The organism is Chitinophaga polysaccharea (assembly GCF_007829335.1).
GTDB classification, from domain to species: domain Bacteria; phylum Bacteroidota; class Bacteroidia; order Chitinophagales; family Chitinophagaceae; genus Chitinophaga; species Chitinophaga polysaccharea_B.
In genome coordinates, this window is the sequence record NZ_VIWO01000001.1 from 1,091,415 (window position 1) to 1,117,782 (window position 26,368).

Here is a 26,368-nt window from a genome sequence, read left to right on the forward strand (position 1 = left end):
CAGAATGGATCTTAATTAGAAAATTGATGGATTTTTCAACGTGGAAAAATATTGAATTTGCCTATCCGGCTTACCTGTGGCTGTTGCTGCTGGTACCGGTGCTGATATACTGGTATTTTGCCAGGCGCAAAGGCCGGCAGAGCGTTATGATGGTATCTTCCATTGAAGGATTAAAAGGCTTACCGGTATCCTGGAAGGTGCGTTTCAGACCCTTACTGCTGGTACTGCGGTTACTGGCCGTAGTTGCCCTGATTGTGGCCCTGGCACGCCCGCAAACTTCCAACACGTCTGAAAGTATCGACAGTGAAGGGATTGACATCGTAATGGCGATAGATATTTCGGGTAGTATGCTGGCGGAAGACCTGCAACCTAACCGTATGGAGGCCGCCAAGAAAGTGGCCATGGACTTTGTTGACAAGCGTATCAGCGACCGTATCGGGCTGGTGGTGTTTTCCGGCGAAAGCTTTACCCAATGCCCTATCACCACAGATCATGCGGTACTGAAAAACCAGATCATGCAGGTGAAAAGCGGCATGCTGCAGGATGGTACTGCCATCGGTATGGGATTGGCTACTTCGGTAGACCGCTTGCGCAACAGTCACGCTAAAAGCAAAGTGATTATCCTGCTCACAGACGGGGTTAACAACACAGGGTTGATAGACCCACTGACAGCGCTGGAAATATCCAAGGCGTTTAAAATCAGGGTATACACCATTGGGGTAGGAACAATAGGCAAAGCGCCGTTTCCTATGCCCATGGCTGATGGTACGGTGCAAATGGTGATGCAGGATGTACAGATCGACGAACCGCTGATGAAGAAAATTTCCAAAGAAACCGGTGGTAAATATTTCCGTGCTACCAACACCACCGATTTAAAGAACATCTATAATGAAATTGACCAGCTGGAGAAAACCAAGGTAGAGATTACCTCTTACAAACGTTTTGCAGAGCATTTCTTCATCCTGGCCATGATAGCACTGGCATGTATATTACTGGAAGTAATACTGCGCTATAGCCTGTTTAAGAGCCTGCCCTAGGCCGGCTGGTATAACAGTTACCATATTTGGGGAGATGGATACCACCTGGCGGTATCCATCTCCCCAAACTTTTATCCGCGAATACCCTACCTTTGTTACTCCTAATCAATAACAAACAATATTGCAAGCAACAGTATATAAATCGACAGGTAGCTGGTATGCGGTGAAAACCACCACAGATGAAACGTTTCAGGCAAGAATGAGAGGTGTTTTCAAAAAAGATGAAGACATTACCTCTACTAATCCCATTGCGGTAGGCGACATCGTAGAAATAGCCCCGGACGATAGCGATGCCAATGCTAAAAATGCTATCATCACAGGAATTGGCGCCCGTAAGAATTATATTGTACGCAGTTCTCCCCATGGGAAAAACAAAAAGCATATTGTGGCAGCGAATATGGACCAGGCCATGCTGATATGTACTGTAAAGGAACCGCGTACCTCGCAGGGCTTTATTGACCGCTTCCTGGTAACCGCAGCGGCCTATCATATTCCGGTGATACTGGTGTTTAACAAAAAAGATATTTACCGGGAAAAAGAAGCCGATAAATTTGCTGAACTTGCAGCACTTTACAACAGTATTGGCTACCAGATATTGTTAACTTCTGCTGCTAATGATGAAGGTATTGATGAGGTAAGAGCCTTACTGAAAGATAAAACCACCCTGATGGCCGGCCATTCGGGTGTGGGTAAATCATCGTTGATCAATGTACTGATGCCGGGCCTGGATCTCAAAACCAAAGCGGTGAGCGGCTGGAGTGGTAAAGGGTTACATACTACCACCTCCGCAGAAATGTACGATTTGCCTTTTGGCGGCCGTTTGATCGATACCCCGGGCGTCAGGGAATTTGGCATCGTAGATATCCCCAAAGCAGAATTATCGCATTATTTCCTGGAAATGCAGCCTTATATTTCGCAATGCCAGTTCAACAACTGCCTGCATATCAACGAGCCCGGCTGCGCGGTAAAAGCAGCGGTAGAAGAGGGCGACATTGATGCCGACCGGTATGTGAGTTACGCCACTATCCTCGAAACCATTACGGAAGACCAATACTAGTTAGCGTTATCTATCGGTGTTTAGGTTTCCCTAATTCATCCAGTACTTTTTCAGCGCCCCAGTTACGGCGGGGTTGCGGACATCCTTTCTTTTGTGTACGGCAGGCTGCCAGTAAGGCAACAGCCAATAGCAGGACCAGGCAAACTTTCTTTTGCATGAGTGATTTTTTAGAATAAACGACTCATTTGTTTGCCCGCCTTGCGGTTAGATTGCTTGATATCTTTCGTGTAGTAGTTGGAAGCGGGGCATCCTGTTTTCTCAGACGAACAGCTGGCAAACAGGATGCTGCCCAATAGGAGCAGGCACAGAATTGTTTTCATAGGGGGATCTATTTGCCTGCAATATAATATTTTTCTATAACATGTGTAGATTATGGTTTTACTTCTGCTGCTTCATCATACCAGGAGGCATACATGTTATAATTTTTGGAAATGCGGTTGATTTCGCCCTTAATGAGCACCATATCAATATCTTTTACTTTCCTGGCGGGAACGCCTGCGTAGATAGAGCCGGGCTCTACATGGGTACCTGCAAGTACTACAGCGCCGGCAGCAATGATGCTGTTGCTGCTTACATGTGCATTGTCCATTACGATAGCCCCCATACCAATCAGTACATCGTCGTCGATCTTGCATCCGTGGAGGATAGCATTATGGCCAATAGACACATTATTACCTACGATCGTTTTTGATTTTTCATAAGTACAGTGAATCACGGCGCCATCCTGCACATTTACGTTTTCGCCGAGACGTATGCTGTTTACATCGCCCCGAACAACCGCGTTGAACCATACTGTACAACCCTTACCCATTACTACATCCCCTACAATAGTAGCATTGGGGGCAATGAAACAATCGTCTGCAATTTGAGGAGTAACGCCTCGTAGTGGTATAATGTACGCCATAATGATGTGTTTTAATGCTGATGTTACAAATATAACAATTACTAATTAGCAGTTGTTTTCTAACTTCGCAAAGAACAGCGTAGAATGTATGAACAACAGGCAACTTTTTTTGCAGCACGTAGCGCAAACGTCGGATGCTCCCCTGGCCCTGGAGATTGTGAAAGCCGAAGGCATGTACATGTGGGATGCTGCCGGTAAGCGTTACCTGGACCTGATAGCTGGTATCAGCGTATGTAATGTAGGGCACTGCCATCCGGCTGTAGTAAAGGCTATACAGGAACAAGCGCAACAATATATGCACTTGCTGGTATATGGCGAGTTTGTACAATCGCCACAGGTGGCCTTTGCCAGCCTGCTCACCCAGCATTTGCCAGCGCAGTTGAATTGCGTATACTTTACCAATTCGGGTGCAGAAGCGGTAGAAGGAGCCATGAAACTGGCCAAACGCTATACCGGCCGAACAGAGATCGCCGCTTTTAACCGCAGCTATCACGGGTCTACCCAGGGCGCATTAAGTATCCTGGGAGATGAATACTGGCGTAATGCCTATCGGCCGTTATTACCCGGTATTCAACACCTCGAGTATAATAATTTCGATTCCCTGGCATTGATTACAGAACATACCGCCGCCGTAATCGCTGAATCGGTACAGGCAGAAGGCGGGGTAAATGTACCACAACGGAAATGGATACACGCACTTCGCGAGCGGTGTACCGCCACTGGCGCCCTGCTGATATTAGATGAAATACAATGCGGATTTGGGAGAAATGGAACCCTCTGGGCCTTCGAGCAATTTGGTATTGAGCCAGATGTATTGTTGCTGGGGAAAGCACTCGGCGGAGGTATGCCGTTAGGCGCCTTTATCAGCTCCCACGATATTATGTGGACACTCACCAACAACCCCGTACTGGGACATATCACTACCTTTGGCGGACATCCGGTGAATTGTGCCGCCGGCCGCGCCGGCTTCCAGGCCCTGTTGGACCAGGACCTGGTGAAAGACGTGAAAGCAAAGGAACAGGTGTTTTTACAATACCTCCGGCATCCGGCAATCAAATCAGTGCGCTCCCTGGGGCTAATGATTGCGGTGGAATTTGAGAGCTTTGCTGTCAATAAAAAAGTGATTGACTACTGTATTGAAAAAGGAGTACTCACCGATTGGTTCCTCTTTGCAGCAGAATGTATGCGCATTGCACCACCATTGATTATTACAGAAGAAGAAATTAAATGGGCCTGTGCTGTGATTTGCGAAGCGGCGGGGCAACCATAATATTGTTATTATTAATAAGGAACGCCGCAGGAATAGTATTCTGCGGCACTTTTATTTTATCATATTACGTGTAATCGTATCAGTTATAGCTGTAATAACAAAAGTATTTCATGATCTAGGAATTCAGTCTGCTAATTGCCATAGTAACGCGTTTAGCCAATAATTCTATCGTATCATTTTCCAGCAATGCCAGGTAGTAATAGTATTTTCCCGAAGAAGATATTTCATGCAGGTTGTTATTGAATTTAAACCGGCCCCGGTAGAACTGGTCAAGGGTACCGGTTTTGCCTGCTTTCTCAGGCGAAATCGCAAAGTTGGTAACGGTTACCTGGTGAAATTCCACGATGATTTTATAGTCGTCGTTAATGAAGCGTAGCTGTAATTTTTTCTCTGCCCCATTTAGATGTATTTTGATGCATTGATAGTCGTTGTGCAAATCGTAAGGATGCCCATCTATTTCACCGGTCATCATACATTCGAACAGTGGCGTATGCGTTACATCTTTCATGTGCAGCGATTAAAATTGCAGTTTGAAGCTACCGAATACTCCAAAACGTTTGTTGGCAGATTCGCCTGGCTGTACATCCGGTGTTACTCTCCAGATAAAGTCTACCCGCAGAAATTTGAAGATATTTTCTATACCTGTTCCCAGCTCCAGGTAAGGATTTCCCTGTAAGGTTTTAAATGCAAAACCGTTGTTCAGGTTTAATTGTTTGTTGGAGTCGGATAAAGAACCTATCACGCCTTTGGCGGTCCAGAACTGCCGCCATTTCAGTTTTTTAATTAAAGGAATATAACCGAAGATACCATTACCGATGGTATGTTCTACGTTGAATCCTACGTATTGGTCGCTGATAAACTCGAAGCGGTTCATCATATTAAACGCGTATTTATTGTAGTAATAGATTTCGTTACCGGGATGTACTTCCAGGGAAGTGTAAGGTACAGTACCAAAAATTTTACCGGCAAATACGTTGTAGTAAAACGAGCCAAACGGCGGAAGTTTCACGTAGTCGGATACACTGAGCGACAGGCGTTCATATTTTTGTCCGCTGTTGGCGATACCCGGGATGCCCGCTGCAAACTTCATTTCTGCAATAGGGAATTTACTGCCCAGGCTGATGCGGTAGTAATTTCCTTCCAGGAATTGCTCATGGAAGGCATAACGGAATTTTACTTCTACTTCCATATTGGTCAGCGGATCGCGGCCATTGGGCTCTTTAGGATAAAAAGCAGTAGTAGGTAACGGATCAAAAGGCCTTACCCGCTTGTGAGATAAGGATATCTGGTGGGAGAATCCGCTGTAATATTCCTTGAAGAATTCTACCCGTTTTTCATCGACCATTAAAAACTTTTGAGGGACGCCTCCTTTACGGATAGCGAGGGTAAATATGTTATCGGTGCCTACTTCATCATAATAATGGGTACCATTATCGAGGTCGCGGGTATAGGCCGCATACAGGTAGGTGCGTGGATGTCTTTTCAGCAGCCAGAGGGCCGACATTTTCCCTTTATACACCTGGTCTTTGAAGCCATAGGCCAGGTACCCGTAGAGGTACAGGTCTTTATTGAATTTGGGAGTAGTACCGAGGTCGAGCCGCAGGCGGAATCCTTCCAGCCTGTTTTGGGAAAACAGGTAGTAGTAAGGTCCCCACTCTATGGGGCCGAGAGGTTTATAGCCGGTGGCCAGGAATCGGATGGTATTGGAATAGGTTCTGAAAAGCGGCATTTTCTGAAGGGTATCCACCATTTTATAAATACCTTCTTCATTTTTGCTGAGATCTTCAGGCCGGTTGTTGATCCAGAAAGAGTCTTTCCGGTTACGGGCGCTATCCAGCACTATTACATTTTCAGGATATTTTTTATTACTGAAGATGTTGGTTGCGGCAGTATCATTCGTAATCACGTTATCATAGGTTGTTGTTTTGCGACCTATGAAATCCAGTGTTCTTCCGGGTTTGGGACTGGGAGCCCAGAAGTCGGCTATAAATTTATCTTTATACAGGAACCAGGAGCTGTCGGCCAGCTGACGAAATTCCTGTACCATACTTATTTTATGTACGAAGTTGATGTTGGCATCGCGGGGTACTGACAGCGTTGTTTTCTGTACGGCATAAGTAGTATCATGTACCCAGAGATCGCCGATAAACGTATTTTCCCCTTTTCGTTTAGGTGTAAAGTTTAGTTTAATGAACCGTTGCCCGCTGATGTATTGCGTGTCGGCAATGGAGTAGTCGTAGTAAAATGCGCCATTATGGTGAATGGGGCTTACAAATTGTTTATCGAATACAGGGATGAAGTTGTCGTATATATTAACGTTCTGGTACATGCCTCCGAGGAATTTGGTAACGCTTTCATTATCGATACCGGAGGTACGGGCAGCACGTATAATTTCCTTGGTTTTGCGGGGGCTTGACTGGAAGTAGTAATCAGACAGTGATTCTGTAAGGAAAATGGGTAAAAAGGGTTTCTCTTCCGAGGTACTGTCGATATTGTCGAGTATAAAAGCGAATGGTTTAGTGAAGCGATTTTTTCCCAACTTTTCTTTGTTGAGATTTTTCATGTCCAGCTCCAGTTTATTATACACTTCGTAGCGGTAGCTATTGAGTCGGTTGTAGTTATTTTCGGGTTTATGTTTAACGATTTGCCGGAGGAGGATAAGGGCAAAATTTACGTTGGCTTTTACTTCATATGTTTTAAGGGAAACATCGGAGCGGGTAATGTCGAAGTTGATGGTTTGTTCTTTCAATTCCCGGTTGACCGGCATTTTTAGGATGTTGTAACCCATTACCCTTACCAGTATTGAATCTGATGGGATAACATTCAATTCGAAAAGGTATTTACCTTCCGCGTTACTAACCATACCCGTTTGGGTACGTACGAATTGCAGCGTAGCGAAGGGAATGATTTCCTGTGAATGCGCGTCTCTTACTACCCCGCTCACTTTATACTGTTGCGCCATCAAGACTGAACTCCAAACGCTTACGCCAAAAATTATTGCTAATATTCTTTTCCAGCCAATCATATCTACAACAATATTATACTATTTATTGCGAATCCTGATAGTTACTATCCTCCAGGTAACGTCGGTATTTGAAAAAAATATATTTTGAGAATAAAGTTTTTCTTTTAACTTTGTACTGCAAAGTACTTTTTTGTATGACAGACCAACAACATCTGCAGGCATTAACAGATATCAAGCGAATGATGGAGCGGAGCAGCCGTTTCATTTCGCTGAGTGGATTAAGTGGCATTACCGCCGGTATCAGTGGATTAATTGGGGCTTTTATAGCCAAAATCTGGCTGGATGAGTACTATCAGCAGTGGAATGTTACAGGAGTGCATAGCAACGCGGATTTCCAGTTGCTTAAATTCCGGTTGATGGCATTAGGGGCGGCGGTATTGGCAGCGGCGCTGGTAGGGGGTACTTTCTTTACCTGGCGTAAAGCCCGGCAGAATAATTTGTCGATATGGGACCTGACAGCGCGTAAGGTATTGATAAACATCGCTATTCCCCTGGGCGCAGGCGGTGCATTTATTGCGGGTCTTTTATATAATAACCTGGAAGTATTAGTAGCGCCTACCTGCCTGGTGTTTTACGGGCTGGCTATTATCAACGCCAGTAAGTATACGTTGCCGGATGTGCGATACCTGGGTGTTTGTGAAACGATATTGGGTATACTTAATCTTTTCTTTTTGAGGAAAGGCCTTTACTTTTGGGCAGTAGGTTTTGGACTGCTGCACATCATTTATGGGGCATTGATGTGGTGGAAATATGAACGGAAAAGGACTATTTAATCAATAGCATGAACCCGATAGGTAACTTAAATAAGATATTCGAAAGCCGTATACGCCTTGGCGTTATGAGCGTATTGATGGTGAATGAGGAAGTAAATTTCAATGACCTCAAACAAATGCTGGAAGTCACGGATGGCAACCTGGCCTCCCATCTCAATACCCTGGAAGAAAATGGCTATTTGAAGGTGCATAAAGGGTTTATTGGCCGTAAAACCAATACTACCTACGCTATCACGGCGGCCGGGGAAAAAGCCTTCAAAGGCCACCTCGCAGCCCTGGAACATATGATCAAATTCACTAAATAAATTTTTTTTGCCTTTTTACTTTGAAATACAAAGTACTTTTAAATCTACTGATATGGAATCCTCAACACATGAACCTTCATTTCTCGAGCGTTATGCCTACGCTATCAAAGGCATTATCATTGTGGTACTCCTGCTGGTGTTATTAATTCCCACGGCAATGATACAATCCCTTATATGGGAGCGCCGCGACCGCCAGGAGGAAGCCACCAAAGAGGTGAGTGAGCGCTGGGGAAGCGAACAAAATATCACAGGCCCGGTGCTGGCCGTCCCCTACAAGGCCGATGCCTCAAACCCGCGTACCTATGTGTACCTATTGCCCGAAAGTCTTAAAATAAACGGGGAACTACTCCCGGAAAAATTGCAACGAGGTATTTTCAACATAGCCGTATATAATGCTAAACTCCAGTTGAGCGGCACTTTCAGCAGGGATGTACTGTCATCACTGCAAGTCTCTCCTTCCGCCTTAGATTGGGAACATGCATCGTTGCTCATTGGCGTCAGCGATTTACACGGCATTGGAAACCAGGTACAAATGATGTGGAATGGGAAATCCTACCTGTTTAACCCGGGGGTAACCAGTACCGACCTGTTTGATAACGGCATTCAATCACCCGTGTCTATTAACCTCGCAGATACCAGTGCATTAAATGGCAGCTTCTCCCTGGAACTGGGCATAAAAGGCTCCGGCAGGATCAGTTTCTCTCCCGTAGGTAAAACAACCCAGGTGGGGATCAATTCCAGCTGGACCAACCCCAGTTTCGATGAGGCTTTCCCACCCCAAACCCGGCGGGTGGATGACAAAGGATTTGCCGCCACCTGGCAGGTACAGCACCTGAACCGCAGTTACCCCCAATGCTGGGAAGGCAAGAAATTCAACATCCACTCGGCCGATTTTGGTATTAAACTCTTCCTGCCAGCCGAAAGCTACCAGAAGTCAATGCGGGCAGTGAAATACGCCGCATTAATCATTGGGTTAACCTTCTTTGTCTTCTATTTTATTGAATTGTCACAGCGCCGCGCCCTTCATCCATTGCAATATTTCCTCATAGGATTAGCCCTTTGTATTTTTTATACCCTGCTCATATCTATTTCAGAACAAATTAACTTTATGATAGCATATATCATTACCAGCATACTTACTATAGGTCTGATTATTGCTTATACGGCAGCTGCATTCAAAAGCACCCGTATTGCTGCAGGCACAGGTGGCGCCCTGGCCCTGCTTTACGGATTTATTTATGTGATTATCAGCGCAGAAGATCAGGCGTTATTAATGGGTAGCTTGGGACTCTTTGTCATCCTCGCTTTGATCATGTACTTCAGTACCACTATTAAATGGGATAAGTTAGGACAAAGAACAATCGCAAATAAACAATAAAACGAAATATGGAAAATTCTTATATCAGCAAACGGATCGCCAGCTTCGGATACGCATGGAACGGTATTGTTGCTTTTGTTCGCAGTGAGCCACACGCACGCATTCATGTACTGGCTACCATTGTGGTAGTGGCGGCCGCTTGCTGGTATAGGATTACAGCGCCGGAATGGATATGGACCATATTAGCGATAGCGTTGGTATGGACAACTGAAATGCTCAATACAGTAGTGGAAAAAATGATGGATCACCTCTCGCCACAACTACATCCCCAGGTAAAATTCATTAAGGATGTTGCTGCAGGCGCTGTTCTGGTGGCCGCCATCGCCGCTGCAATTATAGGGGCTGTCATATTTATTCCCCATATCTTTTAATGATAAAACTTAACCATATGCAATTGAAGAGAACAATCCGGTTACTACAATACCGCATTGGCCGGTCCCGGTCGCAGTATACGTTATACGCTTCTGTCCTGTTTAGCCTGGCGCTGCTCCTGTTTCGTATTATACATTCCGGTAGCTATCTGAGAGCTTCCCTCGTTTGGAACCTGTTTCTGGCCTATGTGCCTTTTGCAGTTACCCGCTGGATAGAAAAACACCCGGAGCAGATTCAAAACCGGTATAACTGGTATGGCTGTTTTATGGTGTGGCTGCTGTTTATTCCCAATGCCCCTTACATATTAACAGACCTGTTTCATCTCTTTGATGGCGGCGTGCCGCTCTGGTTCGACCTGTTCGTCATTTTTTCTTTTGCCTGGAACGGCATGATGCTGGGGTATATGTCTATCCGCAGCATGGAAAAGATGTGGAGCGAACGCCATTCCCGCTGGCCTGCCTGGTTGTTTACTTTCCCGGTAATGTTCCTTTGCGGTATGGGGGTATATATTGGCCGCTTCCTGCGTTATAACAGCTGGGATATCGTAAAAGACCCCCTTACTTTATTGGGTGATATGAGGGATATTTTCCTGCATCCATGGGAAAACCGCCATGCCTGGGCCTTTACCATCTGTATGGGCGTTTTCCTGAGTTTAATGTATCCATTGGTAAAGAAGCCAGCTGTTTAACGGCTTCCTGTTGGCCTCATAAAAAAAGCTGCGGATCATATCCGCAGCTTTTTTATGAAAAGTGTATGATGGTTTAAAAGTCTACTCCCATTCCAAAGTACCAGATGGGGCTGCCTCTGAAGAAGGCTACTGCCGGCCAGCCTGCATCTGCACGGAGGAAATAGCCTGCAATGGTAGTACGGGCGCCAAATCCATAACCGCCTACAAAGGGTCCAAGGAAACCCTCTTTTACCCTGGTAACTACGCTGCCGTTATCATTGGGATAGTTGCCGTAATTGGCATCTTTAAACGATAGTTTTCCATTCCAGGCGGTACCTATATCTATAAACGAAGTTACCTGGAAATTACGCAGGAACGCAGAGTTGATGGGCTTGTCGATGAAGGTGGAGAATACCGGCAAACGCAACTCTGTGTTCAGTAACATTACATTATTACCATTCCTGGCATTTTGCTTATAACCACGCAGGTTTTCAGCCAGGGTTTGATACGCATAATTAGCGCTGGTATTAACCTTGTTGCTGGTATTGATCTGCGGATTTAACCAGTTGTCTACACCACCCAGGTAATATAACAACTTGCGTGAGCCCCACGACATATCCATGGCAAAGCGGGTAGCCCAGATAAAGTTGCGGTAAATCTTTTCATAATGACGAATGTCTACGCCCATGTTATACGTAAACCTTCCCTTACCAGCAGGGGTACTGCCATTAAATAATTCATTGAGACCGCCGTTGGTCAGCTGGGCATTGGTTTCTCCATAAATTTTATAACGGGTACCGTTCCAGATATTGATGGCTGGGTTGATGGTATTATCGTACACATATTCCAGGCGTGCTAACGCGTAGGTTTCTTTAAAGTCGGGCGACATGGCCGCTTCCTTGTTTTCGGTCTGCACCACTAGCCTGTCGGTACGTATACCGGCAGACAGACGGATGCTTCTTACCTGGTCAAAAGGATACCTTACTTCACCCTGGTAAATGTTGGTGATCATTTTGGTATGTACAAAGGCGGAGTCGTTGCCTTGCTGATCCGGAATAACGAAGCCATTGTTCTTATCTACCTTGCGGTAGTAAGTGAATTTATAGTCAAAACGTTTTTTCAGATAGCTGGTGCTGAAGAAGTACTCAGATCCCTGGAGAGACGATGGAATACGGAACCCTCCATTAAACTTCAGGTCTTCAAACAGGTCGCTCACGCCTATACGAATTAATCCGTTTACCGGGTCGGTCAGGCGAATAGGCCCGCTGGGCTGGCCGGTGAATGGCTGATATTTATTGATCAGCACAGAGTTATCAAGTTGTAGGATCAGGTAATCTGATGCAAACTTGAACTTATACGGGAAGAGTTTTGATTTCTTCAATATGGGCTCATCCGCCGTGGCTTTGGGTTTGCCAAACAGGGAAGGTTCACCGGTGGTTGTTTCGTTGCCTGTTGGGGCATTTACAATGGTATCTGCCGGTTCGTTGGCAAATTCATTCTGGAAAAAGTTAGGATGTGAGCCGGTATCTTTCGAAGGCGCCTGCAACGTTGGAAAGCCTAAACGCAGGCTATCGGCATGCATCTGGGACCTCCGGAAGTTGGTAGGTCTTGCGTTGACATTTCTTTTCTTCAACGCTACGGTGTCTACTTTCAGCTTCATCAGGCGTTTTATATCGGCATACTGTACTACTTCCGATACTTCCCCCTTTTCGCCGGTAACGCGCGATTCCTGGATACCGTAGGGGTAATTGGAAATTGGGAAACTGTAGGTGGAGTCTTTGGTAATCATGACTGCTTCCACAGAATCCGGCGCAGTAGTACCATAGGCCGCCAATGCAGAGTCCAGTTCTTCCGGCTCTGGATTATGAAGGATTTCGGAGCCTACGTAAAACAGGGAGTCAACGCCTGCCGCCTGGGATTTAAAGAAGCCGGCATAACGGTTACGGATACCGTTGGCATCGGATACAAAGGTGAAGTGTGTGGTATTGTATTGCATAGGCAGCCTGGCGTTGCCATACTGCAGATCGGTTAATTGGGTAATTTGTTTATCAGCACTTCTGTTCCAGTTGTCCACCATGAAGATGTTGAAGGGACGGTTCATCAGTGAGGTGTCGCTACCCCGGCCTTTAGGAGAAGGCCTGTTGGAGGAGTAAATGATACCGCTTTTTCCTGGGAATGCGGCAAAAGCCGGATCCAGGTCGTCATATACATCGTTGGTGATCTGTTCTGTTTTTGAATTACTGATACTATAGGTGAAAATGTCGGTGTGACCATTTTTTACGGCCGACAGTAATAGGGTATTTTCCTGTACCGGCATATATTTAAAGTCGATGACACGGTCAAACTGGTTGAGTTCCTGGCGTATAGTGATGCGGGTGATGAGATCGTACACCATTAATTTGGTTTTGCCTTCGTGCTCGTAGATCACGGCGAGGCGATTGCCTTTGGTGTTCCAGGCCATCTGCGGGTAGTTAGGATCTACCTGGTTGGCCAGCTGCATAACGCCACTCTTCAGTAACACTTTAGGTTTATTCCAGCCCTGTTGTATTTCTACGCGATATACGCCTTTTTTGAACTCTACCACTGCGTAGGACGTATTTACCGGGTTGGGATTGAACCGGTAAAAATCTTTTTTAGGGGTGATTTCCTGGGCTACAATAGTACGGCCCTTGGCAGAAGTTTTCCTTCTGCGGTTATCTTCCTGGAATCTTTTCTGAAAAAATACAAAGAAGTCCTGGGTGGCTTTTTTAGGCGTTTGGTTCAATACCTGTTCAAAACCCTTCTTGAGTCCCCGGTTGATACGGGTAATATACATCAGGTAAGGAACGGCATCTTTGCCATATTTGCTTTCCACGTAATACCAGAAAGCCTGGCCGGCCAGCAGGGAGTGGTCGTAGGCCAGTGCATTGAAGTTGCTGTATTTACCTGACATGAGGATCAGCTTCAGGTCTTCATCTTGTTTGGCGGTCCAGTTTTCGGCGGCATAGCCAATAAACCCATCGGTAAACCATTTAGGGAAGTCGATCAGGGCCGCATTTCCGGCAAATTCGCCAATATCTTCCCCAAATAACAAGGTTTCGAGCATAATACGGGCAATTCCCTGCCGGATCTGGCGCCGGAGATTTTCGTGGTTGCCGTCGAAATACACGATCATTTTATTACCTACCAGTTTGGTAACCCCGCCTGTATTTTGCCATTCAATACCAATCCCGATATTGGATTGCTTCATTTCCCCGAAAGAGTTGTAAACCACAATATTAATACGCTGCCTGGGGTTGGTTTCCATGAACTGCTCCAGTTGGGGTAATTCCCTTTCGGCTACCTGGGCGGCATACTTACCTAGCTCCAGCCCATTCTGGCTGAAATAAGTGTTGAAATGCCTGCTTTGATAGTATCTCCACTTAAAGTTCTTGAACTGCACTCGATTTTGGCCGAATTCTACTGTATTAGTCTGAGCTTGCGATACTATTGTTCCAAGTAATAGGGTACCGTGGAATAATAACCGGGTAATAAATCTGTTCATACAGAAAGTATTGATAATATTGTGATCTGTTTTAAAATTAGCCTAAAAAAATCGGGTAGCAATGATTGAAATACAACAATTCACTTTCGGACCACTGCAAGAGAACACCTTCCTGCTTATTAACGGTAAAAAGGAATGTATAATTATAGACCCCGGATGTTATTTTCAGGACGAAAGAAAAGAATTATTACAATATATACAAACGCATGGCTTAAATGTTATAAGATTATTGAATACGCACTGCCACTTTGATCATATATTCGGAAATAAGCTGGTATCGGACACGTATAAACTCCGCCCGGAGTTTCATGAGCTGGAGCAACCCATCCTGGATAATTCCCAACGGGCAGGCGCCATGTACAACATCCCGTTTGAACCTTCCCCCCAGGCCGGCCGTTACCTGGCTGAAGGAGAAAAGATCCTTTTCGGTACCGATGAAATTACTGTATTGTTCACTCCTGGCCACTCTCCGGGTAGCGTGTCTTTCTATTGCCCCAGCCAGCAGTTCGTGATCGGCGGCGATGTTTTGTTTTTCCAGAGCATTGGCCGAACCGACCTGCCCGGAGGCAACCACCAGGTGCTGTTAGAAAGCATCCGTGAAAAATTATTTGTATTGCCGGATGAGATAAGGGTATTCCCGGGGCACGGGCCTTCTACCACCATCGGTTTTGAAAAGAAACATAATCCGTTCCTGGTAGGCTAGCCTATACTTTAATGTATTTACCAATTACCGGGAAACGGGCAAACTCCTTCTTCTCCATACGGAAAATAAACCAGGCATACCCTGCAAATAAAGCAGTAGCCACTGCGAGAGGAAGGGGTTTGACAGCGTAGATATCTCCGGGAGATAACATCCGCATATTGAGCCAGTTGAATACATAGTAGGTAAGGATCGCTAATCCTACATAGGTAACCAGTTTAGGGAGATGGTATGGAATAGGATAATACCGTTGCCCCCATACATAGCACACTACCATCTGCACAAAATAACATACCATCGTTGCCAGTGCGGCGCCATAATAGCCCATCACCGGTATCCACCAGTAATTGAGCATAAACGCCAGTACAGCAGTGATAATCGTAATCACGGCACCGGTTTTTGTCCGGTCGGTGAGCTTAAACCAGATGGTAAGATTATAATATATCCCCAGGAACATATTGGCCAGCAGTAAAACCGGCACAATGCGCATGCCCTGGTAGTAGAAAGGCGTACGGAGAAACGCTTTCCAGATACTCAGGTAAAGACTCACAAATAGGAACATGAAGCAGAGCATGATAACAAACAGCTTCATAATACGGGCGTAAATTTTCCGGGGATCTCCACTTTCGGCCTGTTTAAAGAAGAAAGGCTCAGCCCCTAACCGGAACGCCTGTATGAACATGGTAATCAATATCGCCAATTTATAGTTGGCGCTGTACAGGGCAATAATCTCTTTTTTGGCTTCCATGTCGTTGCCGGGCAAAAACTGGGGTAAGAACCAGGCTCTGTCAAAGGTTTCGTTCACCATGCCGGCCATCCCCACTATAATCAGGGGAACAGCGTAATGCATCATCTGCTTCCACAGGCCCATATCGAACTTCCACTCTATTTTCCGTATCTGGGGCAGGAAAAGTACCAGGGTAATGGCACTGCCCAGCATACCACTCAGGTAAATATAGCCGGTTTGAGCGCTGCCGCCCTGTACATCGGGCAACCAGTGCGCGCCGGAGGCATATAACTTGGGGCATATTACCAGGAAAAATACATTGAAAAAGATGGTGGTAACAATACCGGCTATACGAATCGCCGCATATTTTACCGGCCTGTTTTCCAGGCGCAACTGGGCATAGGGAATGGCTGTGAGCGTATCAATAGCCATTACCATGACGATATAGGTATAAAAGGTAGGATGCCCGCTGAGTCCCGCCAGTTCCCCGGCGTAGGAATTAATAACGGGCGATCGCAGGAATAACAGTATCAGCGTAATAATGAACGTAGAACAGAGCAACGAAATCGTGGAAGTGCCCAGTACATGCGACTTATTCTCCTGTTTGGCAAAACGGAAAAAGGCTGTCTCCATACCATATGTCAGCACAATATTGGCAAACGGGATATAGGCATATACGTTCGACATCTCCCCAAATGAAGCATGGGTCAGGATAGTCAGATAAAAAGGAGTAAGGAAATAGTTGAGCAGCTTGCTCACAATATTACTCAGCCCATAAAACACGGTTTGTCCTGCCAGTTTCTTGATACTCAATTCCCAGAAATTTTGATGCAAATTACGAATTACGTGTCAGGAAATATTCCATTCCCGGATCTCCAGCCGGTTATTCATACCCGCCCCGGCGCTGCTGTTTTTTCTCTGATAACCGTTTTTTAGACGCTATCCGTTTCTCCCGGGCGGCTTTGGATGGGCGGGTAGGTACCCGTTTCTTGCGGGGAATCAATGCTTTATTGATGATGTCATTCATTTTGGCAATCACCTCCTGCTTATTCCCCAACTGGGTACGCGCTGTTTGCGACTTCACCTGGAGCAGCCCCTCTGCGTTGATACGGTTGGCCAGCTTCTCTGTCAGCACAGTTTTTTGCTCTTCGGTTAACAAGGCAGATGCCATGATGTTGAAATAGCCCTCTACCATCGTTTCCACCTTATTCACGTTTTGCCCTCCGCTACCACCGCTGCGAGCCGTGCGAAACGTGATTTCAGTGGTCACATTAATATTCATTTTAATTTATTTTATAATATAATAAATTGCTTAAGAAAGGCAATTTATTAAAACTACGGCGAAGATGCCGTTCTTTTTATGAGAAGAGCGGGACAAATGGGGGCTACAAAAAGCTACAGGTGGCTGAAATGGTTAGCCACCTGTAATCGTTTATTTCAGCAGATTATAGCTTACAAGGGATGAGGTAAACACCTGTGGAGTCTTTGATAATCGGAGCTGGATTGTCGTTCAGCAACACGTTACTCACCAGCTCCCCACAGCAGCCGGCCGATTTCGTTTTTACGTCAACTTTGTATTGTATTGCCTTACCGGGTGTGCCAATACGCAACGACTGCGGTCCGCCCGTCATCATGAAAATCATATAGGCGCGTTTACGCGCAGGGTCAATTATCTGTCTTACCCGCAACAGGGTATCCATCGCGTGGTTTCTCACGCTGTCCAGTGGTATAGTAGCATGGTCTCCATAAACCAGGTCATGCCCGGTATCGGGATCTACCAGTTTAAAATAAAAGGTCAGCGGGCCATTGTCACATATGATCCCATCGCAGGGGCCTTTATCTTTAGAAAGACTACAGGAAGAGAAAAGGGCAAGGCTCAAGATAAGCATAGTACAGATACGGGTCATGCGTAATGATTTTGGTGCTGTTAAACGTTTATTCCCCGCCAGATGTTACAGATTTAAACGATTTGCTTAATTTTCCGTCGCTAAAAAAGAGTCCATGAGGGTAGTTATACAACGCGTCAGTGCGGCATCTGTTACGGTGGAGGAAGCGATAACCGGGCAAATTCAGCAAGGCCTGCTGGTATTGCTGGGGATAGAAGATGCCGACACCATGGAAGATATCCAGTGGCTGAGCAGCAAAATCGTTAACCTCCGCATATTCAACGACGACAACGGGGTAATGAATGTATCCGTAAAAGATATCCATGGCGACATACTCCTGGTGAGCCAGTTTACCTTGCATGCTTCCACAAAGAAAGGCAACCGGCCTTCGTATATACGTGCCAGTAAGCCGGACGTCGCCATACCATTGTACGAAAAAATGATCGCGCAATTGGAACATGATTTGGGTACTACTATCCAGCGGGGTATTTTCGGGGCAGATATGAAAGTGTCGCTGCTCAATGATGGCCCTGTTACCATTATTATTGATTCACATAACCGGGAATAAAAGTTCAATCCGTTATCTTTAATAAATAAAATTCAATCCATGACCATTCAGGAAGCCCAGGAAAAAATTGATAACTGGATCAACACTACGGGTGTTCGTTACTTCAGTGAACTTACCAACATGGCCATACTTACAGAGGAAGTGGGAGAAGTGGCCCGCATCATGGCCCGCAAATATGGCGATCAGTCGTCAAAGGAAACGGACAATAAAATGCTGCTGGCCGACGAACTGGCGGATGTAATGTGGGTATTGCTTTGCATCGCCAATCAAACCGGCATTGACATGACCGTAGCCCTGGAAAAGAATTTCGAGAAGAAAAATATCCGTGATGCACAAAGACATCATAATAACCCTAAACTGAAGTCATAGCCTGCACACTTTTTGTGCTGGCTTCCAAAAAAAAAATTACTATAATGCAAAAACAGAGTCGGCTGAAAATTATCTGGCACGTGCTAAAGCAGTCTGGTAGCGACTTTATAGACGATAAAGTACTTAAACTCAGCGCTGCACTGGCTTACTATACCATCTTTTCTGTAGCCCCCATGCTCATTATTATCATCTTTTTATGCGATCTCTTCCTGGGGAGAGATGCCATAGAAGGCAATATTTATGGGCAAATACGTGGACTGGTAGGCAGCGAAGCCGCCCTGCAAATACAGGCGATGATAAAAAATGCTTCACTTTCCGGCGATATGAGCTGGGCCACCATCGTAGGATTTGTAACCCTGGTGATAGGTGCTACCGGCGTTTTTGCGGAAATCCAGGATTCTATTAACTATATCTGGCGACTGAAATCAAAGCCTAAAAAGAATGGGTTGCTGCGGATGATCCTGAACCGGCTCCTCTCCTTCTCCCTGGTAGTCAGCATGGGCTTTATCCTGTTGGTATCGCTGGCGGTAAATGGGTTGGTGGAGCTATTTTCTTCGTTGGTAGTAAGGCTATTGCCAGGAAAGCTAACTTCCGGTATCCTTTTTTCCCTGGCCGATTTTGTGGTGCCATTTCTCGTTATCACTACGCTTTTTGCGATCATATTTAAGGTACTGCCCGATGCCCGCATCAAATGGAAAGATGTACGGGTGGGAGCTGTTGCCACGGCCATTCTGTTTATGCTGGGTAAATTCGCGATCGGATATTACCTCGGCGCCAGCAGGGTAAGCTCTACCTACGGAGCAGCCGGCTCTATTGTGATCATCTTGCTATGGGTATACTATTCTGCTGCCATCCTGTATTTTGGGGCAGTGTTTACCCGTGTATATGTACAGTATTTCGGTGCCCGGATATACCCTAATGAATATGCGGTCTGGATCAAGCAAATAGAAATTCCCCATGAACCTACAACGGTGGAAGAAGGATAAATTGCTTGCTGGTCATTTCTTTATAAGTTATTTAATAATCGCATACGTATTTTCAAAATTGGCCTTTATCTTTGCGCCACTATGTCTACAGATCAGAATAAATTCCAGGCGATAATATCGCATTGTAAAGAATATGGTTTCGTTTTTCCGTCCAGCGAAATTTACGATGGACTCAGCGCTGTATACGACTATGGTCAATATGGGGCTGAACTGAAGAAAAACATTAAGGATTACTGGTGGAAAAGCATGACCCAGCTGCACGAAGATATCGTAGGGATCGATGCGGCCATCTTCATGCATCCTACCACCTGGAAGGCATCCGGGCACGTGGATAACTTCAGCGATCCTATGATCGATAACAAGGATAGCAATAAACGCTACCGGGTAGATCACCTCATAGAAGGATATGCGGAAACTTTACCTGAAGAAGCCGGAAATGCACTCCTGGCACAAATGGATGAACTGCTGAAAGAAAATGACTTCGCAGGGCTCAAAGCATTAATTGAGAATAATAAAATAAAATGCGGCATCAGCGGTACCGTTAACTGGACGGATGTCCGCCAGTTTAACCTGATGTTCTCTACCCAGCTGGGTAGCGTTACCGACGAAGCCAACGAAATATACCTGCGCCCGGAAACAGCCCAGGGTATTTTCGTTAACTTCCTCAATGTACAGAAAACAGGTAGAATGAAAGTGCCTTTCGGCATTGCGCAAATTGGTAAGGCTTTCAGAAATGAAATCGTAGCCCGCCAGTTTATTTTCCGTATGCGCGAATTTGAGCAAATGGAAATGCAGTTCTTCGTACGCCCTGGCACACAAAAAGAATGGTACGAGAAATGGAAAGAAGAACGTATGCAATGGCACCTGAGCCTGGGCACCGATCCTGCTAAATATCATTTCAAAGATCACGTGAAATTAGCGCACTACGCCGATGCTGCCGTGGATATTGAGTATGAATTTCCATTCGGTTTCAAGGAAGTGGAAGGTATCCACTCCCGTGGCGATTTTGACCTGAAGCAACACCAGGAATACAGCAAGAAGAAAATTCAGTACTTCGATACAGAAATCAATCAGAACTACGTACCCTATGTGATAGAAACCTCTATCGGATTGGATCGTATGTTCCTGCTCACTATCTGTAATGCATATGCAGAAGAAGACCTGAGTACTGCAGATAAACAAGATAGCCGCGTGGTATTACGCCTCCCGGCTAAATTAGCTCCTATCAAACTGGCTATCTTCCCGCTTACCAAAAAAGATGGTTTACCGGAAGTTGCGCGTGCGCTGATGAATGAATGTAAATCAGCCTTCCATTGCTTCTACGAAGAAAAAGATGCCATTGGAAAACGTTACCGCCGCCAGGATGCCATTGGTACGCCGTTCTGCGTAACGATCGATCACCAGACGAAAGAAGACGGTATGGTTACCATCCGTCACCGCGACAGCATGGAGCAGGAACGTATCCCGCTCACTGCCGTGAAACAATTGGTGCTGGATAAAATCCAGTAATAATTTATCCGGGCTATGACTGTTTTAGTAAGTATTACTGCCACTGTCATAGCCCTTTTTATGTCCGGTATGGTCGTTGTTGGCTACACCCGGGGGAGAATTGGGTAGCCGCTTTTAGCCATATAACTCCTGGTGTATATCGTGCCGGTCGTAGCCCATGGCCTGGATACGTTGCTTGGCCTCGTCTATCATGGCTTTCCAGCCACAAAGGAAAAAATTGGCTGGGCGTTTATCCTGGAGCATTTCCTCGTAAATAGCGTGTACATAGCCTTTTCGGCCGGCCCAGTTTTCCTCGCGCGATAAAGTAGGGATATAATTAAAGCCCGGAAGATCCTGCGCCAGCTGCTTCATTTCTTCTGCATACAACAGGTCGTGTGCATACCGGACGCCAAAAATGAGGTGTATAGGCTGATGCGGCACCGCGTGCTCGTGGATATAGCGGGCCATCGACCGGAATGGCGCAATGCCGGTTCCGGTACAAATCAGGAATAATTCCTTATCTAACGGTTGCGGGAGTACGAAAACTCCCTGCGGCCCTCTCAGCAATAATTCGCTGCCTACTTTTATTTCGTTAAACAGGTAAGTACTCCCCGCTCCTCCTTCCAGCAATACGATCACCAGTTCGAAGGTATTGGTACCATCAGGATGGGAGGCGATAGAATAGCTACGCCAGCGTTTGTTCTTTTTCTCATGTATGGGAAGGTCCAATGTCACAAATTGCCCCGGTTTGAAGTCGAACCGGTCCATGTCCGGCACCTGTATCCAAAAGCGACGGGTATTGTGGGTTTCGTCTATCAGTTTTGTAACGATGCCGGTGTGCCAGAGGTCCAACATGGGGATTGCGTTTTTGGTCCTTATGAATATAGTTAAATTTTTGCATTTTATATAGCTGCCCGGGGCTTATTTACGGTCGGGCATTCAAATATCTCCCTCATCAAATATTAAAATCGGTAAATCTTCTTTACCTTTGCATTCTTCATGAATTTACAGGCTGTATTACAACTATTTCAACGTGATGCTCGCCTGCAGTCGCTGGTGAAGGGGATACAATCACCCACCCCACAATACTTTCAGCTTTCTTCCATTAGTGGAAGTGCAATAAACTTTGTGGCAGTAAGCACCTGGGCGCATGCAGATGCGAACCATCTCTTCATCTTAAACGATAAAGAGGAGGCAGCCTATTTCCACAACGATCTGGAACAACTCAGCCAGGCACTCGATATTTTTTACTTCCCGGACTCTTTCAAGAAAGCAGGTCAGTTTCACGAAATCAACAGCAGCCACAGCATGCTGCGTACAGAAGCCCTCATGAAACTTTCCGGGGATGCCGTTCATAAAAAGATATTGGTTACCTACCCGGAAGCCCTCTGGGAAAAGGTGGCTGGCAACAAAGCCTTCAATGCCAACATGGTGCAGCTGAAGGTGGGCGATATGCTGAAAGTGGATCCATTGCTGGACCAGCTGGTCTCCTGGGGATTCCATGCCACCGATTTTGTGTACGAACCAGGGCAGTATGCTGTAAGAGGAGGTATCCTGGATATCTACTCCTTTGGTAACGAAAAACCATATCGTATTGAATTATTTGGAGAAGATATCGACTCTATACGCCTGTTTGATCCGGAATCCCAGCTGAGTGAACGCAAGCTCACCCAGGTGACCCTGATCGCCAACATGGACACCCATGGCTCCGTCACCGACCACGGGAAAATGTCGCTTTCTTCCTTTTTACCCGATAACACCGTTGTATGGATCAAAGACCCCGCCTATGTGCAGGGTGTTATTGAGCAAATGGAACAGCGCCTGGACGATTTCCTGCTGACCGGCCAAAAGGTAAGGATTGACGAAGATGAGGAAATGGTGCTGAAAGAAGATGACTTCGTAAAAGCCGCTCCCTTACTGCAACAGCTCTTACAAAAACCTACAATCGTTTTTGGTAACAAAGACTGGTTAACGGAACAGGGACACACGCCCACGCTTATTTCTTTTGATACCCAGGAACAGCCGGTGTTTAACCGCCAGTTTGACCTGTTGATCAAAGACCTGGGCAAGCATAACAGCAATAAATATTCGCTCTTTATATTCGCAGATAACCCCCGCCAGCTTGAACGCCTGCGGAGTATTTTCGAAGACCTCAAAGCCGATTTTGTATTCTTTCCCATCCCGGTAGCTATCAGCAGTGGTTTTATCGATCATTCACTGAAATTGGTTTGTTATACAGATCACCAGATTTTCCAACGTTTCCACAAATACAAGGTAAAGCAAGCCTACAACAAGAATAAGGCGATTACCATGAAAACCTTGCGGGAACTGCAGTCGGGCGACTTTGTAACGCATATCGACCACGGTGTGGGGATGTACAGTGGCCTGCAGAAAATTGAGGTGGGCGGTAAAATGCAGGAAGCTATCCGCATTATTTACAAGAACAACGACCTGTTGTATGTAAATATTAACTCCCTGCACAAAATCAGTAAATATACCGGTAAGGAAGGCGTAGAGCCTAAAGTGAATAAACTGGGCAGCGATGCCTGGGATAAGCTAAAGGAAAAAGCCAAAACACAGGTAAAAGATATTGCCAAAGACCTGATACAGCTATACGCTGTACGCAAGGCCCAGCAAGGATTTGCACATACGCCGGATACTTATCTCCAAACAGAGCTGGAAGCATCTTTTATTTATGAAGATACCCCGGATCAAAGCAAGGCTACTGCTGATGTAAAGCGCGATATGGAATCGCCGGCACCTATGGACAGGCTGGTATGTGGTGATGTGGGCTTCGGTAAAACAGAAGTGGCTATCCGCGCTGCGTTTAAGTCTATTGTAGATGGTAAACAGGCTGCCGTACTGGTGCCCACTACCATCCTGGCGTTTCAGCACTACAAAACATTTGCAGATCGTCTCAAAGATTTCCCTTGCACGGTAGACTACCTCAACAGGTTCAAATCTTCCAAAGAGAAAAAAGAAACGCTCAAACGTTTAGAAGAAGGTAAGATAGATATCATCATCGGTACACATGCCTTGCTGAGCAAGGATGTAAAGTTCAAAGACCTCGGCGTACTGGTGGTGGATGAAGAACAAAAATTCGGTGTTTCTGCCAAGGAAAAACTGAAACAACTGAAGCAAAATGTAGATACGCTTACCCTAACGGCAACGCCTATCCCAAGAACGTTGCAGTTTTCGCTGATGGGCGCCCGCGACCTTTCTGTGATTAACACGCCGCCGCCTAACCGCCAGGCGATTGAAACAGAAGTACAGGTATTTAACCAGGACCTCATCCGCGATGCCATTTATTTCGAAGCAGAAAGAGGTGGCCAGGTGTATTTTATCCACAACCGGGTAAAAGGTCTGAAAGAAATGGCCGGCCTCATTCAGGGCCTTTGCCCCGACCTGTCGATCGCTACAGCACATGGGCAACTTGAAGGGCATCAGCTGGAAGAAGTTATTCTCGACTTTATAGACCGTAAATACGATGTATTGGTATGTACCAATATCGTAGAAAGCGGGGTGGATATTCCCAACGCCAACACTATCATCATTAATAATGCGCACCATTTTGGATTGAGTGACCTGCACCAGTTACGTGGCCGTGTAGGCCGCAGTAATAAAAAGGCATTCTGCTATCTGTTGGCGCCTCCTATGAGTACGCTGACGTCCGACAGCCGTAAACGCCTGCAAACGCTTGAACAGCACAGTGAGCTGGGAAGCGGCTTCCAGATTGCCATGCGCGACCTGGATATTCGCGGCGCCGGTAACCTGCTGGGTGGAGAACAAAGCGGCTTCATGGCGGAAATAGGCTTCGATATGTACCAGAAAATCCTGGATGAAGCCATCCGCGAACTGAAACAAAATGAATTCCGCGACCTCTTTAAAGATCAGCTGGAGCAAAAGAAAGACTTCGTCAGCGACTGTACCATCGATACCGACCTGGAAATACTCATCCCGGATACTTATATAGAAAGTATCCAGGAACGTTTAAACCTCTACCAGGAACTGGACAATACAATGGAAGAAGGCAAACTGCAAGCCTTTGCCAATGAACTCGTTGACCGGTTTGGTCCAATGCCGGATCCGGTAAAAGACCTGCTCACTACCATTCGCTGCCGCTGGATGGCAATACAGCTGGGCTTCGAGAAGATGATGCTGAAAGAAGAAAACCTGCGTTGCTATTTTATCAATAACCCTGATTCTCCTTATTTCGAGTCGCCTACGTTCAATCATATATTAACGTATATCCAAACCCGTACGAACAATGCCAAACTCAAACAGGTGGGCAAAAACTTCATGCTGGTAGCTTCCCGCATACGTAATATGAATGATTTACATGACTTCCTCAAAGCAATGACCGACAGCCGTCAATAGTTTCCTGTAACATTATTTTATCATAACCGTTTCATTTATATAATGAAATGTATGATGCTATTCCTGTAAATGTGCATTAACAAAATTTTAAGAAGTGCTATTATGAAATCGCTTTCACCTGCAGCATCATGATGGCGTAATTAACAACAAACAATATTTTTTTAAACAATAGAAAACATCGACACATGAAAAAGGTAATGTTATTAGCAGCGGGATTATTTTTTGCTTTAGGCGGCGCTTTTGCCCAGCAGGCAGACAAACAACCAGTAAAGAAAATTGAAGTCAACGGCACTTCTGAAATAGAAATAACACCCGACGAAATTTATTTCAACATCTCATTGCGCGAATACATGAAAGGCAAGAATAAAGTAGATATCTCTACTTTAGAAAAACAATTACAGAAAGCTGTTTCAGACGCAGGTATTCCCAAAGGCGACCTTACCGTAGAAAATGTGTATGGTAACAACTTCGAGGTATTGCGTAAAAAGAAAGATCCAACCGAGTTTATGGCGCGTAAACAGTATCGCCTTAAATTGACGAAGCTCGACAAAATCAATGAGATCCTCGGTGCAGTAGATGCAGAAGGTATTGAAAACACCAGGATTGCCTCTTTCTCTTCCAGCAAAATGGAAGCTTATCGCAAGGAAGTAAAAATTAAGGCTTTGCAGGCTGCAAAAGATAAAGCGGAGTATATGCTGGCAGCTATCGGTAACAAAGTAGATGGTGTTATCGAAATCCAGGAAATGAATACGGATAACTACTCCGATGTTCGCCCGGTAATGTACATGGCTAAATCCAGTATGGCTGGCGAAGAAGCAGCTTCAGATGTGGAAGTAAAAACTATTAAGATCCGCGCAGAAGTAAGAGCAGTATTCGGTATCAAATAAATAATCACACAACATAAAGAGAAAGCCCCCGCAGACATCTGCGGGGGCTTTCTCTTTATGTTGTGTAGG

The 26,368-nt window shown here is 45.7% G+C and carries 25 protein-coding genes; 15 read left to right on the forward strand and 10 right to left on the reverse strand.

The window, feature by feature from the left end; genetic code table 11:
• Positions 1-26 precede the first annotated feature (26 nt).
• Together FHW36_RS04645 and rsgA are read left to right on the forward strand one after the other, a co-directional pair.
• Positions 27-1,037 (forward strand): vWA domain-containing protein, encoded by a 1,011-nt coding sequence (locus FHW36_RS04645; RefSeq protein WP_186452301.1) that lies wholly within the window; start codon positions 27-29, stop codon positions 1,035-1,037.
• Between the two features lie 121 nt (positions 1,038-1,158).
• Positions 1,159-2,094, forward strand: a complete 936-nt coding sequence (gene rsgA, locus FHW36_RS04650) for a ribosome small subunit-dependent GTPase A (protein WP_145662965.1) — start codon at positions 1,159-1,161, stop codon at positions 2,092-2,094.
• Positions 2,095-2,104: 10 nt separating this feature from the next.
• On the opposite strand, the gene FHW36_RS30410 is transcribed toward rsgA, so the two are convergent.
• The 3 genes from FHW36_RS30410 to FHW36_RS04655 are packed head-to-tail and all read right to left on the reverse strand — an operon-like array spanning position 2,105 to position 2,998.
• Positions 2,105-2,251 (reverse strand): hypothetical protein, encoded by a 147-nt coding sequence (locus tag FHW36_RS30410; RefSeq protein ID WP_186452302.1) that lies wholly within the window; start codon positions 2,249-2,251, stop codon positions 2,105-2,107.
• 10 nt (positions 2,252-2,261) lie between these two features.
• Positions 2,262-2,414 (reverse strand): hypothetical protein, encoded by a 153-nt coding sequence (locus FHW36_RS30415; protein ID WP_168738594.1) that lies wholly within the window; start codon positions 2,412-2,414, stop codon positions 2,262-2,264.
• A gap of 50 nt (positions 2,415-2,464) precedes the next feature.
• On the reverse strand, positions 2,465-2,998 hold the full coding sequence (locus FHW36_RS04655) for a gamma carbonic anhydrase family protein (RefSeq protein ID WP_145662968.1): 534 nt from the start codon (positions 2,996-2,998) through the stop codon (positions 2,465-2,467).
• An 88-nt stretch (positions 2,999-3,086) separates the two neighbouring features.
• Here FHW36_RS04655 and FHW36_RS04660 point away from each other — a divergent pair, with 88 nt between their 5' ends.
• On the forward strand, positions 3,087-4,268 hold the full coding sequence (locus FHW36_RS04660; RefSeq protein WP_145662971.1) for an aspartate aminotransferase family protein: 1,182 nt from the start codon (positions 3,087-3,089) through the stop codon (positions 4,266-4,268).
• A 115-nt stretch (positions 4,269-4,383) separates the two neighbouring features.
• Here the strand turns inward: FHW36_RS04660 and FHW36_RS04665 are convergent, their stop codons facing one another.
• Complete coding sequence (locus FHW36_RS04665) at positions 4,384-4,776, reverse strand: hypothetical protein (protein ID WP_145662974.1); 393 nt, start codon at positions 4,774-4,776, stop codon at positions 4,384-4,386.
• 9 nt (positions 4,777-4,785) lie between these two features.
• Positions 4,786-7,230 (reverse strand): DUF5686 family protein, encoded by a 2,445-nt coding sequence (locus FHW36_RS04670; RefSeq protein ID WP_186452303.1) that lies wholly within the window; start codon positions 7,228-7,230, stop codon positions 4,786-4,788.
• A 197-nt stretch (positions 7,231-7,427) separates the two neighbouring features.
• Between FHW36_RS04670 and FHW36_RS04675 the strand changes: the two genes are divergently transcribed.
• The 5 genes from FHW36_RS04675 to FHW36_RS04695 are packed head-to-tail and all read left to right on the forward strand — an operon-like array spanning position 7,428 to position 10,809.
• A complete protein-coding gene (locus tag FHW36_RS04675) occupies positions 7,428-8,066 on the forward strand; it encodes a hypothetical protein (protein WP_145662980.1) in 639 nt (212 codons plus the stop codon).
• 8 nt (positions 8,067-8,074) lie between these two features.
• Positions 8,075-8,371 (forward strand): winged helix-turn-helix domain-containing protein, encoded by a 297-nt coding sequence (locus tag FHW36_RS04680; protein WP_145662984.1) that lies wholly within the window; start codon positions 8,075-8,077, stop codon positions 8,369-8,371.
• 52 nt (positions 8,372-8,423) lie between these two features.
• Entirely contained in the window at positions 8,424-9,749 is a 1,326-nt protein-coding gene (creD, locus tag FHW36_RS04685) for a cell envelope integrity protein CreD (protein WP_145662987.1), read from the forward strand.
• 8 nt (positions 9,750-9,757) lie between these two features.
• Positions 9,758-10,120: a diacylglycerol kinase family protein gene (locus FHW36_RS04690; RefSeq protein WP_145662992.1), complete on the forward strand. Its 363-nt coding sequence runs from the start codon at positions 9,758-9,760 to the stop codon at positions 10,118-10,120.
• A gap of 17 nt (positions 10,121-10,137) precedes the next feature.
• Positions 10,138-10,809, forward strand: coding sequence for a DUF1361 domain-containing protein (locus tag FHW36_RS04695; protein WP_186452304.1), 672 nt, complete (start codon positions 10,138-10,140; stop codon positions 10,807-10,809).
• A 73-nt stretch (positions 10,810-10,882) separates the two neighbouring features.
• Here the strand turns inward: FHW36_RS04695 and FHW36_RS04700 are convergent, their stop codons facing one another.
• A complete protein-coding gene (locus FHW36_RS04700) occupies positions 10,883-14,311 on the reverse strand; it encodes a hypothetical protein (protein WP_145663002.1) in 3,429 nt (1,142 codons plus the stop codon).
• A gap of 61 nt (positions 14,312-14,372) precedes the next feature.
• Here FHW36_RS04700 and FHW36_RS04705 point away from each other — a divergent pair, with 61 nt between their 5' ends.
• A complete protein-coding gene (locus FHW36_RS04705; RefSeq protein ID WP_145663005.1) occupies positions 14,373-15,014 on the forward strand; it encodes an MBL fold metallo-hydrolase in 642 nt (213 codons plus the stop codon).
• 1 nt (position 15,015) lies between these two features.
• On the opposite strand, the gene FHW36_RS04710 is transcribed toward FHW36_RS04705, so the two are convergent.
• From FHW36_RS04710 to FHW36_RS04720, 3 genes are all read right to left on the reverse strand, one after another.
• On the reverse strand, positions 15,016-16,551 hold the full coding sequence (locus FHW36_RS04710) for an oligosaccharide flippase family protein (protein ID WP_145663008.1): 1,536 nt from the start codon (positions 16,549-16,551) through the stop codon (positions 15,016-15,018).
• A 70-nt stretch (positions 16,552-16,621) separates the two neighbouring features.
• Entirely contained in the window at positions 16,622-17,020 is a 399-nt protein-coding gene (arfB, locus tag FHW36_RS04715; protein ID WP_145663011.1) for an alternative ribosome rescue aminoacyl-tRNA hydrolase ArfB, read from the reverse strand.
• 163 nt (positions 17,021-17,183) lie between these two features.
• On the reverse strand, positions 17,184-17,645 hold the full coding sequence (locus FHW36_RS04720; protein ID WP_145663015.1) for a hypothetical protein: 462 nt from the start codon (positions 17,643-17,645) through the stop codon (positions 17,184-17,186).
• A gap of 94 nt (positions 17,646-17,739) precedes the next feature.
• Here FHW36_RS04720 and dtd point away from each other — a divergent pair, with 94 nt between their 5' ends.
• The 4 genes from dtd to FHW36_RS04740 all read left to right on the forward strand — a co-directional run bounded on the left by dtd (position 17,740) and on the right by FHW36_RS04740 (position 21,056).
• Positions 17,740-18,192 carry a D-aminoacyl-tRNA deacylase gene (gene dtd / locus FHW36_RS04725; protein WP_145663018.1) on the forward strand — a complete coding sequence of 151 codons (453 nt, stop codon included), beginning with the start codon at positions 17,740-17,742 and terminating at the stop codon, positions 18,190-18,192.
• A gap of 39 nt (positions 18,193-18,231) precedes the next feature.
• A complete protein-coding gene (locus FHW36_RS04730; RefSeq protein WP_145663021.1) occupies positions 18,232-18,561 on the forward strand; it encodes a nucleotide pyrophosphohydrolase in 330 nt (109 codons plus the stop codon).
• Positions 18,562-18,605: 44 nt separating this feature from the next.
• Positions 18,606-19,547, forward strand: coding sequence for a YihY/virulence factor BrkB family protein (locus FHW36_RS04735; protein WP_145663025.1), 942 nt, complete (start codon positions 18,606-18,608; stop codon positions 19,545-19,547).
• An 81-nt stretch (positions 19,548-19,628) separates the two neighbouring features.
• On the forward strand, positions 19,629-21,056 hold the full coding sequence (locus FHW36_RS04740; RefSeq protein WP_145663029.1) for a glycine--tRNA ligase: 1,428 nt from the start codon (positions 19,629-19,631) through the stop codon (positions 21,054-21,056).
• Positions 21,057-21,170: 114 nt separating this feature from the next.
• On the opposite strand, the gene FHW36_RS04745 is transcribed toward FHW36_RS04740, so the two are convergent.
• Positions 21,171-21,890, reverse strand: a complete 720-nt coding sequence (locus FHW36_RS04745; protein WP_145663032.1) for a ferredoxin--NADP reductase — start codon at positions 21,888-21,890, stop codon at positions 21,171-21,173.
• A gap of 144 nt (positions 21,891-22,034) precedes the next feature.
• Between FHW36_RS04745 and mfd the strand changes: the two genes are divergently transcribed.
• Positions 22,035-25,412, forward strand: coding sequence for a transcription-repair coupling factor (mfd, locus tag FHW36_RS04750; RefSeq protein ID WP_145663035.1), 3,378 nt, complete (start codon positions 22,035-22,037; stop codon positions 25,410-25,412).
• A 185-nt stretch (positions 25,413-25,597) separates the two neighbouring features.
• Complete coding sequence (locus FHW36_RS04755) at positions 25,598-26,299, forward strand: SIMPL domain-containing protein (protein ID WP_145663038.1); 702 nt, start codon at positions 25,598-25,600, stop codon at positions 26,297-26,299.
• Positions 26,300-26,368 lie beyond the last annotated feature (69 nt).